At 51.3% G+C, this 14,278-nt stretch carries 17 protein-coding genes; 10 read left to right on the top strand and 7 right to left on the bottom strand.

All coding sequences use genetic code 11. The features are described 5' to 3' along the window. Positions 1 to 361: 361 nt before the first annotated feature. From AC06G5_RS07000 to AC06G5_RS06960, 9 genes are all read left to right on the top strand, one after another. Positions 362 to 814: a nuclear transport factor 2 family protein gene (locus AC06G5_RS07000; RefSeq protein ID WP_480459172.1), complete on the top strand. Its 453-nt coding sequence runs from the start codon at positions 362 to 364 to the stop codon at positions 812 to 814. A gap of 20 nt (positions 815 to 834) precedes the next feature. Then, complete coding sequence (locus AC06G5_RS06995) at positions 835 to 1,848, top strand: DODA-type extradiol aromatic ring-opening family dioxygenase (protein WP_480459171.1); 1,014 nt, start codon at positions 835 to 837, stop codon at positions 1,846 to 1,848. Positions 1,849 to 1,932: 84 nt separating this feature from the next. After that, positions 1,933 to 2,859 carry a 3,5-dioxohexanoate:acetyl-CoA acetone transferase gene (kce, locus tag AC06G5_RS06990; RefSeq protein ID WP_480459170.1) on the top strand — a complete coding sequence of 309 codons (927 nt, stop codon included), beginning with the start codon at positions 1,933 to 1,935 and terminating at the stop codon, positions 2,857 to 2,859. A gap of 42 nt (positions 2,860 to 2,901) precedes the next feature. Next, the gene (locus AC06G5_RS06985; protein ID WP_480459169.1) at positions 2,902 to 4,233 is read left to right on the top strand and encodes a glycine cleavage T C-terminal barrel domain-containing protein; all 1,332 of its coding nucleotides are present in this window, start codon (positions 2,902 to 2,904) and stop codon (positions 4,231 to 4,233) included. A gap of 66 nt (positions 4,234 to 4,299) precedes the next feature. Further along, entirely contained in the window at positions 4,300 to 5,184 is an 885-nt protein-coding gene (gene purU / locus AC06G5_RS06980) for a formyltetrahydrofolate deformylase (protein WP_480459168.1), read from the top strand. Between the two features lie 112 nt (positions 5,185 to 5,296). Next, positions 5,297 to 6,193 carry a bifunctional methylenetetrahydrofolate dehydrogenase/methenyltetrahydrofolate cyclohydrolase FolD gene (folD, locus tag AC06G5_RS06975; RefSeq protein ID WP_480459167.1) on the top strand — a complete coding sequence of 299 codons (897 nt, stop codon included), beginning with the start codon at positions 5,297 to 5,299 and terminating at the stop codon, positions 6,191 to 6,193. A 66-nt stretch (positions 6,194 to 6,259) separates the two neighbouring features. Then, the gene (locus AC06G5_RS06970) at positions 6,260 to 6,961 is read left to right on the top strand and encodes an alpha/beta fold hydrolase (protein WP_480459166.1); all 702 of its coding nucleotides are present in this window, start codon (positions 6,260 to 6,262) and stop codon (positions 6,959 to 6,961) included. A 106-nt stretch (positions 6,962 to 7,067) separates the two neighbouring features. Beyond that, entirely contained in the window at positions 7,068 to 7,850 is a 783-nt protein-coding gene (locus tag AC06G5_RS06965; protein WP_480459165.1) for an HpcH/HpaI aldolase family protein, read from the top strand. 20 nt (positions 7,851 to 7,870) lie between these two features. Beyond that, positions 7,871 to 8,782 carry a cupin domain-containing protein gene (locus AC06G5_RS06960; RefSeq protein ID WP_480459164.1) on the top strand — a complete coding sequence of 304 codons (912 nt, stop codon included), beginning with the start codon at positions 7,871 to 7,873 and terminating at the stop codon, positions 8,780 to 8,782. Between the two features lie 156 nt (positions 8,783 to 8,938). Here AC06G5_RS06960 and AC06G5_RS06955 read toward each other — a convergent pair whose 3' ends face one another. Both AC06G5_RS06955 and AC06G5_RS06950 read right to left on the bottom strand, forming a co-directional pair. Next, positions 8,939 to 9,304 carry a histone-like nucleoid-structuring protein, MvaT/MvaU family gene (locus AC06G5_RS06955; protein ID WP_480459161.1) on the bottom strand — a complete coding sequence of 122 codons (366 nt, stop codon included), beginning with the start codon at positions 9,302 to 9,304 and terminating at the stop codon, positions 8,939 to 8,941. Between the two features lie 269 nt (positions 9,305 to 9,573). Next, a complete protein-coding gene (locus AC06G5_RS06950; protein ID WP_480459159.1) occupies positions 9,574 to 10,089 on the bottom strand; it encodes a hypothetical protein in 516 nt (171 codons plus the stop codon). A gap of 206 nt (positions 10,090 to 10,295) precedes the next feature. On the opposite strand from AC06G5_RS06950, the gene AC06G5_RS06945 reads away from it, so the two are divergent. Next, positions 10,296 to 11,225: a hypothetical protein gene (locus AC06G5_RS06945; protein ID WP_480459157.1), complete on the top strand. Its 930-nt coding sequence runs from the start codon at positions 10,296 to 10,298 to the stop codon at positions 11,223 to 11,225. Between the two features lie 247 nt (positions 11,226 to 11,472). On the opposite strand, the gene AC06G5_RS06940 is transcribed toward AC06G5_RS06945, so the two are convergent. The 5 genes from AC06G5_RS06940 to AC06G5_RS06920 all read right to left on the bottom strand — a co-directional run bounded on the left by AC06G5_RS06940 (position 11,473) and on the right by AC06G5_RS06920 (position 14,255). Continuing rightward, positions 11,473 to 12,075, bottom strand: a complete 603-nt coding sequence (locus tag AC06G5_RS06940; protein WP_480459155.1) for a DUF262 domain-containing protein — start codon at positions 12,073 to 12,075, stop codon at positions 11,473 to 11,475. A 22-nt stretch (positions 12,076 to 12,097) separates the two neighbouring features. After that, complete coding sequence (locus AC06G5_RS06935; protein WP_480459154.1) at positions 12,098 to 12,391, bottom strand: hypothetical protein; 294 nt, start codon at positions 12,389 to 12,391, stop codon at positions 12,098 to 12,100. 154 nt (positions 12,392 to 12,545) lie between these two features. Further along, positions 12,546 to 12,785: an MbcA/ParS/Xre antitoxin family protein gene (locus tag AC06G5_RS06930; protein ID WP_480459858.1), complete on the bottom strand. Its 240-nt coding sequence runs from the start codon at positions 12,783 to 12,785 to the stop codon at positions 12,546 to 12,548. A 648-nt stretch (positions 12,786 to 13,433) separates the two neighbouring features. Next, positions 13,434 to 13,778: a hypothetical protein gene (locus AC06G5_RS06925; RefSeq protein WP_480459152.1), complete on the bottom strand. Its 345-nt coding sequence runs from the start codon at positions 13,776 to 13,778 to the stop codon at positions 13,434 to 13,436. A 9-nt stretch (positions 13,779 to 13,787) separates the two neighbouring features. Then, the gene (locus tag AC06G5_RS06920) at positions 13,788 to 14,255 is read right to left on the bottom strand and encodes a hypothetical protein (protein ID WP_480459150.1); all 468 of its coding nucleotides are present in this window, start codon (positions 14,253 to 14,255) and stop codon (positions 13,788 to 13,790) included. Positions 14,256 to 14,278 lie beyond the last annotated feature (23 nt).

The raw sequence follows: 14,278 nt of genomic DNA, 5'->3' as shown, positions 1-14,278 counted from the left end.
CACTGATCGTTCCCACTCATGCGCAAAGGATGGATCGAAATTCATCATCACTGTGGGCCGCTTCCCCGTACTTAGCGATCCGCCAGCCCAAGAGCTGACGTGGTATCTCAGCCGCTGCAATTCGCTACCTGCCCCTGCCTTATACCTCCCCTAAATCGAGATCCCCATCCTTCTACCAAGAGAGCTGGATGCTCGACACCCTCGTCTCTGGGCTCCTAATCGGATGTCCTTTACAGGCGCGCAACTCCCGTTGCTATGAGTCAATCTGAGCCCATAACGACGCATGCCCCTTGGGCAATGTCACTACAAGAATGAGCAGAGAGCTGAGGCTCATACTGCGCTAGCCGCTTCAGAGGCCAACATGATCTCTCCTGAGATGCATCTCTCTTTGCTACACCTAAATCAAACCTACTGGGCATGCGCGGATGGAAGCGCAGACAAAGCTGTTCAGCTTTTGTTTACCCCTAATGGAACCCTCCAACTGGGCGCGCTTGAGTTGGTAGGGCGAGATCAAATCGAGAAATTCTTCACGGAGCGCGCTCGCCAAAGCCAATCATCTGGCCGAATCACTCGGCACTTTTCTAGCGGTTTCGCCCCAGAGGTAACGAGTAGTGAGCGCGTACTCGTGAGATCCGTCGTGATCGTTTTTGCAGGTTCCGGATCCTTGCCGTTGCCCTCAGACACACCTTCGACCATTGCCGATGTGGAAGACGTGTTGGTGCTGTCTGCAACTGGAGAATGGCTGTTTGAAAGCCGACTAATCAAGCCAATTTTCGTCGGCGCATCAGCGGCCAAATTTGCTCAGCGAACTTAATATTTCCAGGAAGTCCTCACATGTCCAATAACAACAACACATCTGTAAACAACACCTCTGCAGGCTTTCTCGCGTGCGTACCTCATGTCCCGCTTACGAAAATCCAGGAGTCTCTTGGGGTAGAAGCAAACGCTGAGTTTTGGCAGTGCTATGAGAAACGCGTTGAGGAATTTAAAGCATTCGATCCAGAACTGGTGATCATCTTCGGCGGAAACCACATGGATGGTATCCACCTGAAGCTTATGCCCCAGTTTGTAGTAATTCATGCTGCCGAGGCTTTGGACGACTGTGGCGGATGGCCCGGGCCGCTAGACGTCCCTATGGATGTGGCGACGGCACTGACAAATCACCTGAATGATCATGAGTTTGACATTACGACTTCATACGCCATGGAAGTCGATCATGGGTTTTCGAATCCCTTGCACTATTTCATGGGTGAACTTAACTCCCGCCCAGTTCTTCCCATCAATATCAACACCATTGCAGACCCTCGACCTACTCTTAGGCGCTGCCGTCTGCTGGGCGAAGAAATTGGCCGCTTTGCTCGTTCGTTGAACAAGCGTATCGCATTTCTCGGTACTGGCGGTCTTTCTCACCAGACTGACTTTGTGTTTCCGCAGTACCACACGGCTCCAAACCTAGATGTCAGGAACTACCTTGTCCATGGCGGAGAGAAAGGGCCAATTACTCGCGAAAAATGGCGAAATGATGTTGTAGTTGGAATGGACAAGTTGAGCCAAGACTTAGTCGAAGGAACTTTTAAAGCTCCTTGGATTAACGAGGAGTGGGACAAAAAGTTCCTGTCTACTCTGGCCAGCGGCAACTTGGCGGATTTTGATAACTGGACGGACACCGAAGTCTTGGATGCCGCTGGATATGGCGGGTCGGAAGTACGACTTTGGATCGCTGCGGCTGCCGCTGCTCAAGCCTGTGATGAGCGGACAGATTTCCAGGTTGATTTCTATTCAGGCGAGACAACCTTTGCGGTCGGGGCAGGAATTGTTCATAGCGATCCCTCGTCAAGCCGAGCATGAATCCATCATTCAGCACTCCGCTTGACCGCCTGAACAAATCATAACCTCGACTTAGCTTCTGCTGAGTTTGATTAGGGTATTCTCATGAACAAGAAAGTCATTATCACGTGTGCAGTGACAGGTTCTATTCACACGCCATCAATGTCGCCGTACCTTCCTGTAACCCCGTCTGAAATTGCCACAGCCGCTATAGAGGCAGCTGAAGCCGGCGCTGCTATTGTACATTTGCACGCGCGTGATCCCTCAGATGGCAGGCCGTCTCAAGATGTAAATCTGTTTCGTAAGTTTGTATCTCAGATCAAAGAAAGTTCTGACGCAATCATAAATATAACCACCGGCGGCTCGCCCACGATGTCAGTGGAAGAGCGACTACAACCAGCTTTACAGTTAAAACCAGAAATTGCCTCTCTCAACATGGGCTCCATGAATTTCGGCCTTTATGAAATGCTTGGCCGATTCAAAGAATTCAAGCATGACTGGGAGAAGCCCTATCTCGAAGGTAGTGATGACCGAGTTTTCAAAAACACGTTCAAAGACATTGCGTACATTCTCGAATCTTGCAGCGAGAATCAAACACGGTTCGAGATTGAATGCTATGACATTGGTCATTTATACACCGCTGCGCATTTTCTTGAGCGCGGACTTCTGAAACCACCATTGTTCATTCAGTCGGTATTCGGACTACGGGGCGGCATCGGTGGTCACGCAGAAGATATCCTGCAAATGCGCCGCACTGCGGATCGTCTGTTTGGAAAAGACTATGTGTGGTCTGTTCTAGGAGCAGGCAGAGGACAAATGCCTATTGCTGCCATTTCGGCGTCTATTGGCGGAAACGTGCGGGTTGGACTAGAGGACTCTCTTTGGGAATCCCCTGGTCAACTTGCAACATCTAGCGCGGCCCAAGTAAAGCGTGTCCGTACTATTATCGAAGCTCTATCGCTTGAAGTTGCAACGCCAGAAGAAGCGCGACAAATGCTTCAATTGAAGGGGCGAAATTCAGTCGCGTTTTAATTTATACACCCTATTAAAATAAGATTAACCGGAGTTATTATCATGGCTAAAGCTTCTGATTTTCGCGCCTTCACTTCTTATGTGCCTCATTATGCATCTACTACTACCGGAAACACCCCTGAATACACCGGGTGGATGGATGAGCAGATGTCTTGGAAAACCACTTGTTACATGGGTGATTGGTCATTTGTTCCGCAAATCCGGATCAAGGGCCCCGATGCCCTGAAGCTTTTCACTGAACTCTCCACCAATAGCTTTGACAACATGCCCCTTGATCGTGCCAAACATTGCATTCAATGCAATGAGGAGGGGAAAGTTATTTCCGAAGGGGTCTTGTTTCGGCACGCAGAGGACGACTTTGAATATCAATGCGGCACGCCGCAGTGGGTTTACTACCACCTGAAATCGAAAGGCTATGACGCGGAAGCCAGTTTCCCGGTTAGCTATAAAATGCAAATTTCCGGGCCTAACGCGCTGGCACTTTGCGAAAAGCTCGCAGGTGAAAGCCTGAGAGACGTCAAGTTCATGTATACAAAAAAAGGTAAGGTTAAAAACCTAGATGTTACCTTTCTGCGCCAGGGTATGGCTGGTGAAATTGGTTTTGAATTGCAGGGCCCAATCACGGAGCGAGACGAGCTGGTTGCGGCAGTCATGGAAATTGCCCCGGAATTCGGCATGCGCCGCTTGGGCGCAAGGAACTTGATGATCAACCACCTTGAAGCTTGCTACCCCACCGGGAGCATGCATTTCTACAACGCGCTTTCCGACAAAAGCCAACAAGCTTATTTAGATTTCATGGCGGACGATAAGAATCTGCCCGACGCCTGGCGAGGCACTCCTTTTGAGACGGTTTTGCGATTCAACTTTTCAGGTGCATTTACCGGAAGTTGGGACGGCGATGATCTCACTGGCTTATACCGCAGTCCGGTTGAAATGGGCTGGGGCAAGAATATCTCCTTTGATCATGAATTCATCGGACGGAAAGCGCTTGAGATTGAATTGGAGACTCCCCGTCGCAAAGTCGTGACTCTTGAGTTCAACAGCGACGATGTCAAGGCTGTCCACGCGTCACTGTTCAGCGATGGTGAAGTCTATCGTCAGTTTGAATACCCGGATATTCCGCATCAGATGGCTTGGACTGATCTGATTCTCAAAGATGGCAAAACCGTGGGCCACGCCACCCACCCTGGTTACAGCCTCTACTTCCGCAAAGTTCTAGCACTTAGCTTCATAGATGTCGCTTATGCTGAACCAGGCACTGAAGTAGAAGTTCTGTGGGGAGATCCAGGTACGCCACAAATCAAACTTCGCGCCACTGTTGCTCGCGCTCCGTACAAGCAGGACACGCGCCGAGCCGACCTGACCAAGCTGTGATTCAAGTGTTATTGAAGTATTTCACTTAGCGTTATGTATTAATGATCATGTGTGCGGAGAATTATCATGGCTGCGCCAGATAAGCCAAAAAATGAAAAGACGTATATTTTGAATGCTACCTGCAGAGCGACTAAGGGCATTGTCGCCGCAGTTACTTCATTTCTTGCCGAGAATGATTGCTACATCTGCTCCCTTGAACAGTTCGATGATGAATCCACAGAACGATTTTTCATGCGCGCGGTTTTTAAGCCCGAGGCATCGGCGCCTAAGCTTGCAGAGCTCAAAGACGGTTTCGTAGATATCGCCGAACGGCTGGGTATGTCTTGGAACTTCTTTGATCCTAGTCTTCCAGTAAAAACCGTAATCATGGTATCGAAATTTGATCACTGTCTGGATGACCTACTATATCGCCGCCGAAAAGGCGATCTCAACATGGAGATCACTGCAGTAGTATCGAACCATCAGGAACTGCGGCCTATGGCTGAGCGGGAAGGTATTCGCTTTGTTCATCTTCCAGTGAATTCTGACAACAAGGCGCAACAGGAAGCACGGCTAATTGAGATTGTTGCCGAAACGCAATCGGAGCTGGTGATCTTGGCTCGGTATATGCAAATCCTCTCCAATGAACTGACCGCTGAGTTGGCTGGTAAATGCATTAACATTCACCACTCTTTCTTGCCTGGTTTCAAGGGTGCTATGCCTTACCATCAAGCTTTCGAGCGAGGTGTGAAGCAGATTGGCGCCACGGCACACTACGTTACGTCCGACCTTGATGAAGGGCCCATCATCGACCAAGTCGTCACGCGTGTTGATCACAGCTATAAACCTCAAGAGCTGGTTCGGGTTGGGCGTGACAATGAGTGCATGGCTCTAGCAGCAGCAGTGAAATACCACATTGAGCGCCGCGTATTTGTCGATGGCAACAAGACAATAGTGTTCCAAGGCAGTTAACGCAACCTGCTAATACCGCGACTGCACCTTGTTCTTAGGAATAAGGAGCAGATCGGGGTAGTTGCTTATCAAACATAGATGCTTGCCTGCCCGCTGTATGTTGGAGAGTAAAATGACTGCCAAAATTATCGATGGCAAAGCATTATCATCAAAGCTGCGAGTAGCTTTCAGAACTCGGGTTTCTAAATTAATCGATCAAGGAATTCGCCCCGGCTTGGCCGTGATTCTTCTAGGGGACAATGCCGCGTCTCGGGTCTACGTAAGAAATAAAATTAACGCCTGCGATGATTGTGGCCTTAAGTCATTTCCTCACCTGCTGCCTCCAGATACGACGGAAGACGAGCTGCTAGAAATTATATCCAAGCTTAATGAAGACGAGGAAGTGCATGGCATACTCGTCCAGTTGCCGTTGCCACCCCATATCGACATGCGAAAGATCCTAGAGTCAATTGCTGTTGATAAGGATGTTGATGGCTTTCATCTTTACAACGTCGGAAGTTTGGTTGTAGGTAACAGTATATTTCCACCATGTACGCCCTATGGCGTTCAACTACTGTTGGATACTACAGGTATAGATGTAGCAGGTAAAAATGTTGTTGTTGTAGGGGCTTCAAACATTGTTGGAAAACCTATGGCACTTATGCTACTGCAGAAAGAAGCCACTGTTACAGTTTGTCACGCAAAAACCCGTGATCTTGCGCAACACACCATTTTGGCAGACATCCTTATCGTAGCGGCTGGTGTGCCAGGTCTCATCACCGGCCAGTTAGTCAAGCGTGATGCAATAGTAATTGACGTCGGCATAAACAAGCTCCCTGACGGGAGCATTGTGGGCGATGTCGATTTTGCTTCCGTGAAAGAACGTGCCTCTTGGTTAACGCCTGTGCCAGGTGGTGTAGGCCCGATGACAGTCACGATGTTGATCGAAAACACGTTGCGTTCAGCTGAACGTCGTTTAGGAATTGGCCAAGGCATCGGCTCTGAAGGTTGGGACGCCGCTGCGCACTAATAGTTACGGCTTGGGGTCTGCTTCGATTTTCAGCGTTACCCCTTGATCACTTGGAGGACACGTTCCATGTCTAAATTGACTGATCGTAAATCTGTTGTGCTCATCCACGGGTGGGGGGGATCCGCGCAATCCGTCTGGGATGCCAACGGCTGGTTTGATCTACTACGTGATGCTGGATTTGATCCGGTGGGTATCGATCTGCCCGGCCACGGTAACGCGGTTCGATCACATGATCCTGCAGAATATGCTGACCTCGCGGGTGACGTCATAGCCCAACTGCCTGATCACCAAGTTTTGTACGGAATCGGCTACTCGCTAGGCTGCAAAGTGTTGCTTGAGATTCAAGCAAGGCAGCCAGGACGGTTTTCCTCCCTTGTCCTAGGTGGATTGGGAGGAAACGTGTTTGCACCAGAAGCGCTTGGTGGCGTCGTAGCCCAATGCCTCGAAGACGGAATTCCAGAGGATTCCCCGCCCGTAGCAAAATTGCTTGCCCGGTACGGCGTTGCTGCAGGTAATGACCCACTAGCCATCGCCGCATGCCTAAGACGAGAGCCTAACCCGCAATTGACACCCGAACGGCTTCGGGCGGTGGAGTGCCCAGTGCTTTTGGTCACAGGCGACGCAGACACAGTCGCGTATCCCGTAGATCTACTAGCCGACTCTATTACGCAATCATCAGTAAAAATCCTGACTGGCATTGATCATCTCCACCTTCCTGAAGACCAGGATTTTAAGACCGCTGCAATTCGTTTTTTGGCCGCGAGCTAATCCAGCACAACAGAGCGGCAATGCCGCCCTGTATAGCTGCCATCCGTAGTCCGTCAATCGGACTGATTTCCTCAAGGCAGAGGCTCAAGAATCAAGGCACCTATGTATGAACTCTATTAAGGCAAGTTTTCGGCAACGATTGAAAACAACAGATCGCGCAATGATCGGCACCTTCATTAAATCTCCTTCGCCCCAAGCGATTGAGATAGTCGGAGATCTCGGTTTTGACTTCGTAGTTATTGATGCGGAGCACGCGCCATTTGATAGAGGAACAATTGATCATCTACTGCTCGCAGCTAAAGCTAGCGGAATCGCCGCGCTAGTAAGGGTCGCCGAGACATCTACCAGCCATATCCTATCCCCTCTCGATTCTGGTGCCGCCGGAGTCATTGCCCCGCACATAGACTCACCCGAAAAAGCGCGAGCATTGGTGGCTGACAGCCGTTATAGCAGGGGGCGTGGCTTCTCAAACTCCCCTCGCGCAGGTGGCTACGGGCAAAAGCCCATATGGCAGCACGTTGATGAGGCTGATGACGAAGTCATCGTGATAGGCATGATTGAAGATCCGAAAGCAGTGTCCGACATCGATGAAATTCTCGAAGTAGAGGGCCTAGACGCGATATTTATCGGACGTGGGGATATGGCGGTTGCTCTCAATGATCGGGAGCCTGGGGCGCCAGCAGTTCAGGAGGCAACCACCAAGGTAATCAGTGCAGCCAATAAAGCTGGAAAGACTGTTTTTCTCTTGGCCTCAACCCCCCAAGAGGCGGCAGAGTTCTACGCCCAAGGAGTGGCAGCTTTCGTTGTATCTTCTGACCAAGGTTTTCTCCGCACGGCTGCCGCCCAGGCCTTGAGCGCTTACACAACTCTCAACTCAGCCAGAACCTAATTTTTCCCACAGGAGCCACCATGGGCCAGTCCACTGATCCCCGAGCTAGTCTCGCAGCATATGGTCAAGCACAAGCTGCTGAGTCCTACCCTGCTCAGTATGCTCGCTTCTATGCTACCCCCCCATCTGTCTCCCAAGACCACGTGGAAATTTGGTACGCACGTGGCCAAAACTTCGTCGTAGGCTACGTCGATGCAAAACCGGGCGGTGAGATCCAGCGACTAAATCAGGTGGACGAATATGCCGTTCTGTCCCTAGATGCCAACGTGCCTTTCGAAATCACCTGGGGAGGCGTCCAGACCCACGTGAAAGGTGGTTCTATAGCATTCGTACCGGCTGGCCCAAGTTCGATCCGTTTGCAAGACGGAGGTCGTCTCACGCTTATGATTACGACCCAAAACAACGATGTTTGCGATCTTTGCACGAACTCCGAAGCGTACGAAACTCAACACGCGAACATCCCTCCGTTTGAAAAATGGCCGGAACCACCAACCAGCCCTAAGGTAAGGCACTACGGCCTTGATGTAGCTGACGAGCCGGGGAGATTCGGTCGAATCTGGCGTTGCTCAACCTTCATGATCAATGTACTCCCCGTACAGATGGGGCCACGGGATGTTACCAAGCTGTCTCCGCATCACCACGATGACTTCGAGCAGGGATCACTTGCCCTTGAAGGCGCGTTCACTCACCACGTGCGCTGGCCTTGGAACTCCGACTTGAATACCTGGCGGGCCGACGACCACGAGTTCTGTGCCTCACCATCTCTAGCGGTTATTCCTCCTCCAGCGATTCACACATCACGAGGCATGGACGACGGGCGGAATCAACTGATCGATATTTTCTCCCCACCTCGGGTCGACTTCTCCTTGAAGGAAGGCTGGGTACTTAATGCCGACGAATACCCACTCCCTGCATCGATATCCCCCCGGTAGAGATTTACTGATGTGGCCACAGACAGAACGAATCCATATGACTGGTCGGCCCATTGAGCCTGTAACGTAATTTTCTCCACTGTAACGTTGCCTACGTTACAACGAAGAAAACTACGTTACAGAACACAATAAAAAGCCTCCCGAAGGAGGCCATGATCACTGACGCCAGGATTCTACGGCCTCGGCACCGTGCTCAGCCTTCCACGCTTTCAGCGTTGCGTGGTTACCACCCTTGGTCTCAACGACTTCGCCGTTGTGAGGGTTTTTGTAGACCTTCACTTCACGCGGCTTGCGAGTAGTTTTTTCTTGGCCGACCGGCGATTGCTGACGGACGTTGGCCTTTGGATCAAGGAGGTTAATGACGTCGCGCAAAGAGAAACCGTACTCAGCGAGCAAAGCTCGAAGTTTGTTTTCAAATTCCATTTCCGCTTGGATAGCGGTATCGCCTTTCATGGCCTCGAGCTCAGCTAGCTGTGCGGCAAGTTGTTGTTCTAGACGGCGGTATTCGGCAAGGCGCGACATGGGTGATGTTCCAAGAGTGATAAAGCTGCAAGGTTACAGCCTGTCCGCGACCGACTGCTATCCCATGTGAGTGATTGCATTGACTTGCCCTCGCTAGCATTCGACCTAACCAGCCAATTGCATCCGACTTATCCGCATGCTTCAAACCCTTGACCGGCAGAGAACGATCCAGGGCGACTTGTCGTATGCAAAACCTTCAGTGAGCTTTCACATATCTTGGACTATTTGACCGAGGCAAAACCATGAACCTAGCCTGCGGGCTGGTGGTGTCAGAGCCGTCCGTGCCGCTCCAGTATTTTCATCAGTACAGCGTTGGCGTGCGTGAAATTGTCTAGCTGACCACGAATTTGGTATGCCCACTTCGAGCCGTGGAAGAGGTTGTTTCTAAGCCGCCAGACGATCATCAGGATGCATAGCATGCTGTCGCCGGGATCGTCACTTTTGCCTTTGATGACGCGGCCTACCAACTCGGGGTAGTCCGTTCTACGAAGGTTGAGGTAATCATAATGATGAGTTGTTTCACCGTTCAGGAAGTAGCGGTTCCTGAAGTAGGCCAGTGCTTCTTCATACACCTCAGGATGAATCCTGTTTTCAGCGACCCAGCCATTGACCCGCTCTGAAATGGTTCGTGCCTGGGCACAGTTGTCCATGACCTGCGCCTCAAAAAGGCTCCAGAGAAAGGAGAAGTCGAAAATGGCCCGGCGATCTTTATCAGGCAGCTCTTTAAACCCCGGTGCATTCGCATATAGCCACTGTTCACTTGCGCTTTTTTCACAATCATCCAAGGTTCAATTTCCTGTCGTGTAAGGGCCGTGGATTTGAACTAGAACACTTAAGTCAGACGTTGTGAACATACTGCTTCATAGACCTGATCCGAGCGCTGGAGTGGTAGGGTGGCTATCTGTATTAGCTGCTATAACGAACCAGATGCCTCACACGGGTTTACCGCCGTCGTGGGCGGCGCATATGACCTACATATCTGGTGAATTTCATGGCCAAGCAGCTTTCCCCCGCAGGAGTCATGGCGCTCAAAGAAGCCCTGTGCTCGGTGTACTGGTATAAATCTGAGCTGCGCGGTTTTCTACAGCTTTGTCTCTCCACTCCAGCAATCCTCCCCCGTTTTAACTGGGAAAATTACAAACGCCAAATCGCCTCGGACGTTGTCGATTTTTTGTATGCGAATCCCGACGCCCATCTCGGCGATTTGACAAAAATTTGCTACGAGCTTTGCAAACTGACTGACTTTTCACACCTCCAGCGCTTGGAAGATGGTGCCCAGAAGGTGGTGAAAGCCAAAAATGCCGTCAACCAGCTCAAATCGCTAGTTGAGCCGCACCAAGACGTTAAAAAAGAGCAAGATGAAATCAAGCGCAGGCAGGAAGACGCCGCTAAGAAGCTTCGCGAAAACGCTGCCGTACGGCAGAAGCTCCAAACGATCAACGCCCGTTATCTGGCTCTGATTGGCTTTGATAGTGCACAGGCCCGAGGCTTCGAACTGGAGCGCGTCATGTATGAGCTGTTCGAACTTTTCGACCTTGACCCTAAAGCTTCGTTTAAGAATCTCGGTGAACAGATCGACGGGGCCTTTTCCCTGGAGGGAACGGAGTACCTGTTCGAAGCCAAGTGGCAAAAGGAACCAGTCAACAAGGCTGACCTTGCCATCTTTACCGATAAGGTGAGAACCAAGCTGGAAAACACCTTGGGGATCTTCCTCTCCATCAACGGCTTCTCTTCAGAAGGCGTTGCCGCACACCAGGCCGGAGGAGCCTCGATATTGCTGGTTGATGGAGGTGACTTGATGGCCGTCTTGGAAGAGCGGATCGACTTCGTAAGCTTGCTGCTCCGGAAAAAAAGACATGCTGCGCAGACCGGGCAAATTTACCTTAGCTACTACCAGATGGTTGCCACTGGGGCTAGTTAACCAGATCACCGTTACGAGTTTACCTCGTGCGCAAAATTCAACACTGGGTCTCAGAACCTATGTGCGGCGCGAATACAGGCAAGGCTGATTAATATGGAGAAGCTCGTTCTCCTAGGGGATCGCTCGGAGCGCGCAGGCCAAAACTTTATTGGCTTGAAGGATCGAAGCCCGAAGGAGCAAGCTGGCAAGACTTGGTTTACGACAGCCACCCCCAGGGGGCGTGCCCGAACAACTCAGTATCCGGGATCTAGCGAACCGTGCGCTGTTCGTGAGTCCGAGGCGCTAAACCGGGGGCGCAAAGATCGTACGTCTTACGCAAAGCAAGCTCGTCGTCGGAGCAGACGTCTGAATGTGCAAAAGGCGTGGACAGAAAGCGTTTGCGCTCGACAGTGCCAATCTCTGACCAGACCCTTGGCTGCCCCTGAATATCCGGAACGGCCAGACGATCCAAAAAAAACTCCTGAAGGCTGTGTAAACGTTGTTGCCCATCCAGAAGAATTTGACTGTTCTCCGCCAGGGCCTTCCCAGCTTCTGAATAGCCGCACCAAGAATTGGTGAGGTAACTCCCCAGATCTGCGCCTGCCCATACTGCGAGAATGAATCGCGACTTCTGTCCTGCATTCCACACCAGTCCCCGCTGCCAAGAAGGAACCGGGATACCCAAAACAAATCGTGCAGCCCACGGATACTGATCATGGGCATTCGTTGGATCCGCTTGGTAGTTTTCGAATCCGCGAGCCAAGACATCAATAGGGCAATGATGGACTGTGGTAGCCAGGGGGCGCCGAGGCATTTGAATGCTGAAGTCTGAGAGCTCGTCATCTGCGTTACGCGAAAATGTGGAAGACATGAGTTTCCTTAGAGGAGGATGGTTACAGGCTGGCCGGAAGGTTCGTATGAATGAAACGCCGCCACTCATCTACTGTCGCGATAATCAGTAGGTCACGCTCCGTGGACGTGGTGTCGATCTGTTCCCCGTCTACAAGGGCTTGAGCATACCCCTCGGCCCGCGCTGCGGCTTTGTCAAACTCGGCCAGGGAATCGGATGATTCGATGTAATTGATCAGCCGTTCCCAGGCTCTACGCTGACGATTACCTCGAGTCGTTTCGGAAAACGATATTGCGCCTTTCAGGCGCTGGATAAATGCGATGGTGTATGGGTTCAAGGCTGTTTGCTCATCACGTACATATAGATGACCAACGGATCGTTTTAAGAAACCTTGAGCTAATCGAAGAAATATTTTTTGTGTCACCACAGACATCGAATTCAAAGCGATGTCTAGCCGTAATGCATCGGCCTGACAGGCTTAAGCGGACGAGTTAGATGAGCGCGCGATTAGCGGCTAGATACTGAGCGACTTGCTCAAGTCCCGCGTGGGATGTGATGAGGTCACAGGGACGACCACACAGACCATTGTTATGGCTGCATAGCCAGTTCCTTGCATTTTGCTCGTTGCCTACCACTGCGAGTAGTGACTGATGCAAATGAATCAAAAGCAGGGCTCGACTCCTGGCCTCCGGCCCAAGTTGGAGTAGCTGATTTCCCTGTCGTATAAGCATTAACGTGAAAACGTGATCGTCCAAAATCGCTGATAGCTCAATGTCATCGAGCCCAAGCGCTTCGCCTGTGTGGATGAATGCTTTGATGATTACCGCGTTTTCAGCGCTCGAGGTGATAGATTTCATGTTCCACCATATGTGAAAGACTCAGCCGTCATTGCAGCAGTTTTTCGGGCCTTGCACATCGCCCTTGATACCCATGGCCATGCTGCAATCGCGTTCCTGCTATCGCATCTTCGAGCCGCAGGCCGGCAAACCCCGGTGAGTCCCAAACATGATCGAGCGCGTTGCCCATCAGCGGAGAGTTATGGCTTTCGCACGAACTGCTTAAGTGCACGCCGGGCTGCTATCACTTGCTCACGCATCTCCTCGGCATCGATGGACATACCTCCATCCGGTGTCACCTGAAGAGTCTGCAATCCATTGACTGACCTGATGAATCGGCGCTCCCTTGCTTGCTCTGACGCTGATCTCTTGTCCTGGCAAACAAAGCTGATGCATCGCCCTAAAAAACTCATGCCGCGCCCCTGATGTCGTACCCCGCTGAGTAGGTGCCAAACCAACTGTTTGACCTCCTCGCGTGAACAAGGCCATTCCGTGCCCAGGCGCTGGGGTTAAAAATCAGTGCAGCCGTTCAGGTTTGGGGATTTAGCTATGTTCCAATATGCGAAGAAAATCCCGCAGGCTATTGCGTCCGCCATCGCGCTTGAATGTCGCGACCACATATCGCGAATTCAACGTCGTTAAGACCCAAAACCGACCTTCCTTTTCGACGTACTGGATGTCGGATGTGCGAATCCGATGGCCATCCAGAAAATGGTCGTGACCGAAAACCACGCCTATTGCAGTGCATGCGGGGATGTAGACGTCTATCAGGTATGCCGTCACAGGTGCCTGATATATCTGGCGTACGGCGCGAGCGATACGGAGAAGATCGAAGTCTGAGTATCTTTTGATATGGAAGTCGACAACCACCGTATTGGGCTCTGTCATGGCCATGCCTTAAAGACCTATAACTCGATCTGCGACCGGCTCAATAGCACGGCATCGGTACAACTCTTTCAGCCCCGTAAGCGACTGGACTTTGAAATCACGGTCAAAAGAATCGGAGTAGAGGCGACCGCTCTCGACCTCCAAAACACAGACCGGCACCTCCGCTTTGTTGAAGCCCATCGACAAAACCTTAAGTTTTTCCATACGCCAACCTGACCGCTTGTTCATCCGACCAGGAGTGACCACCTGCACTTCATGGACAACAAGGTCTTCGTCCTGTGCGGTGAGCAGATGCACCAAACTCGATTCATCATTGAGAAATTCTTCGTAAGGCATGAGCCGATCTTCATGCCGTCGTTTGATGCTGACGTGATACCAGTGAGTCGGTAGCGCTCTTGATACAGAATGCCAATGTGCCAAGCCGTCGCCGAACATTCCGGTGAAGCCAGCTTGGTCATGAATACTTGTACGGAACATCGTGAGTCTCATCCGGGCAGCCT

It is taken from the genome of Pseudomonas sp. WT-JTC (assembly GCF_056711565.1).
Note: the sequence above shows the minus strand (reverse complement) of the source record. Positions and strands in the feature narration are given on the sequence as shown.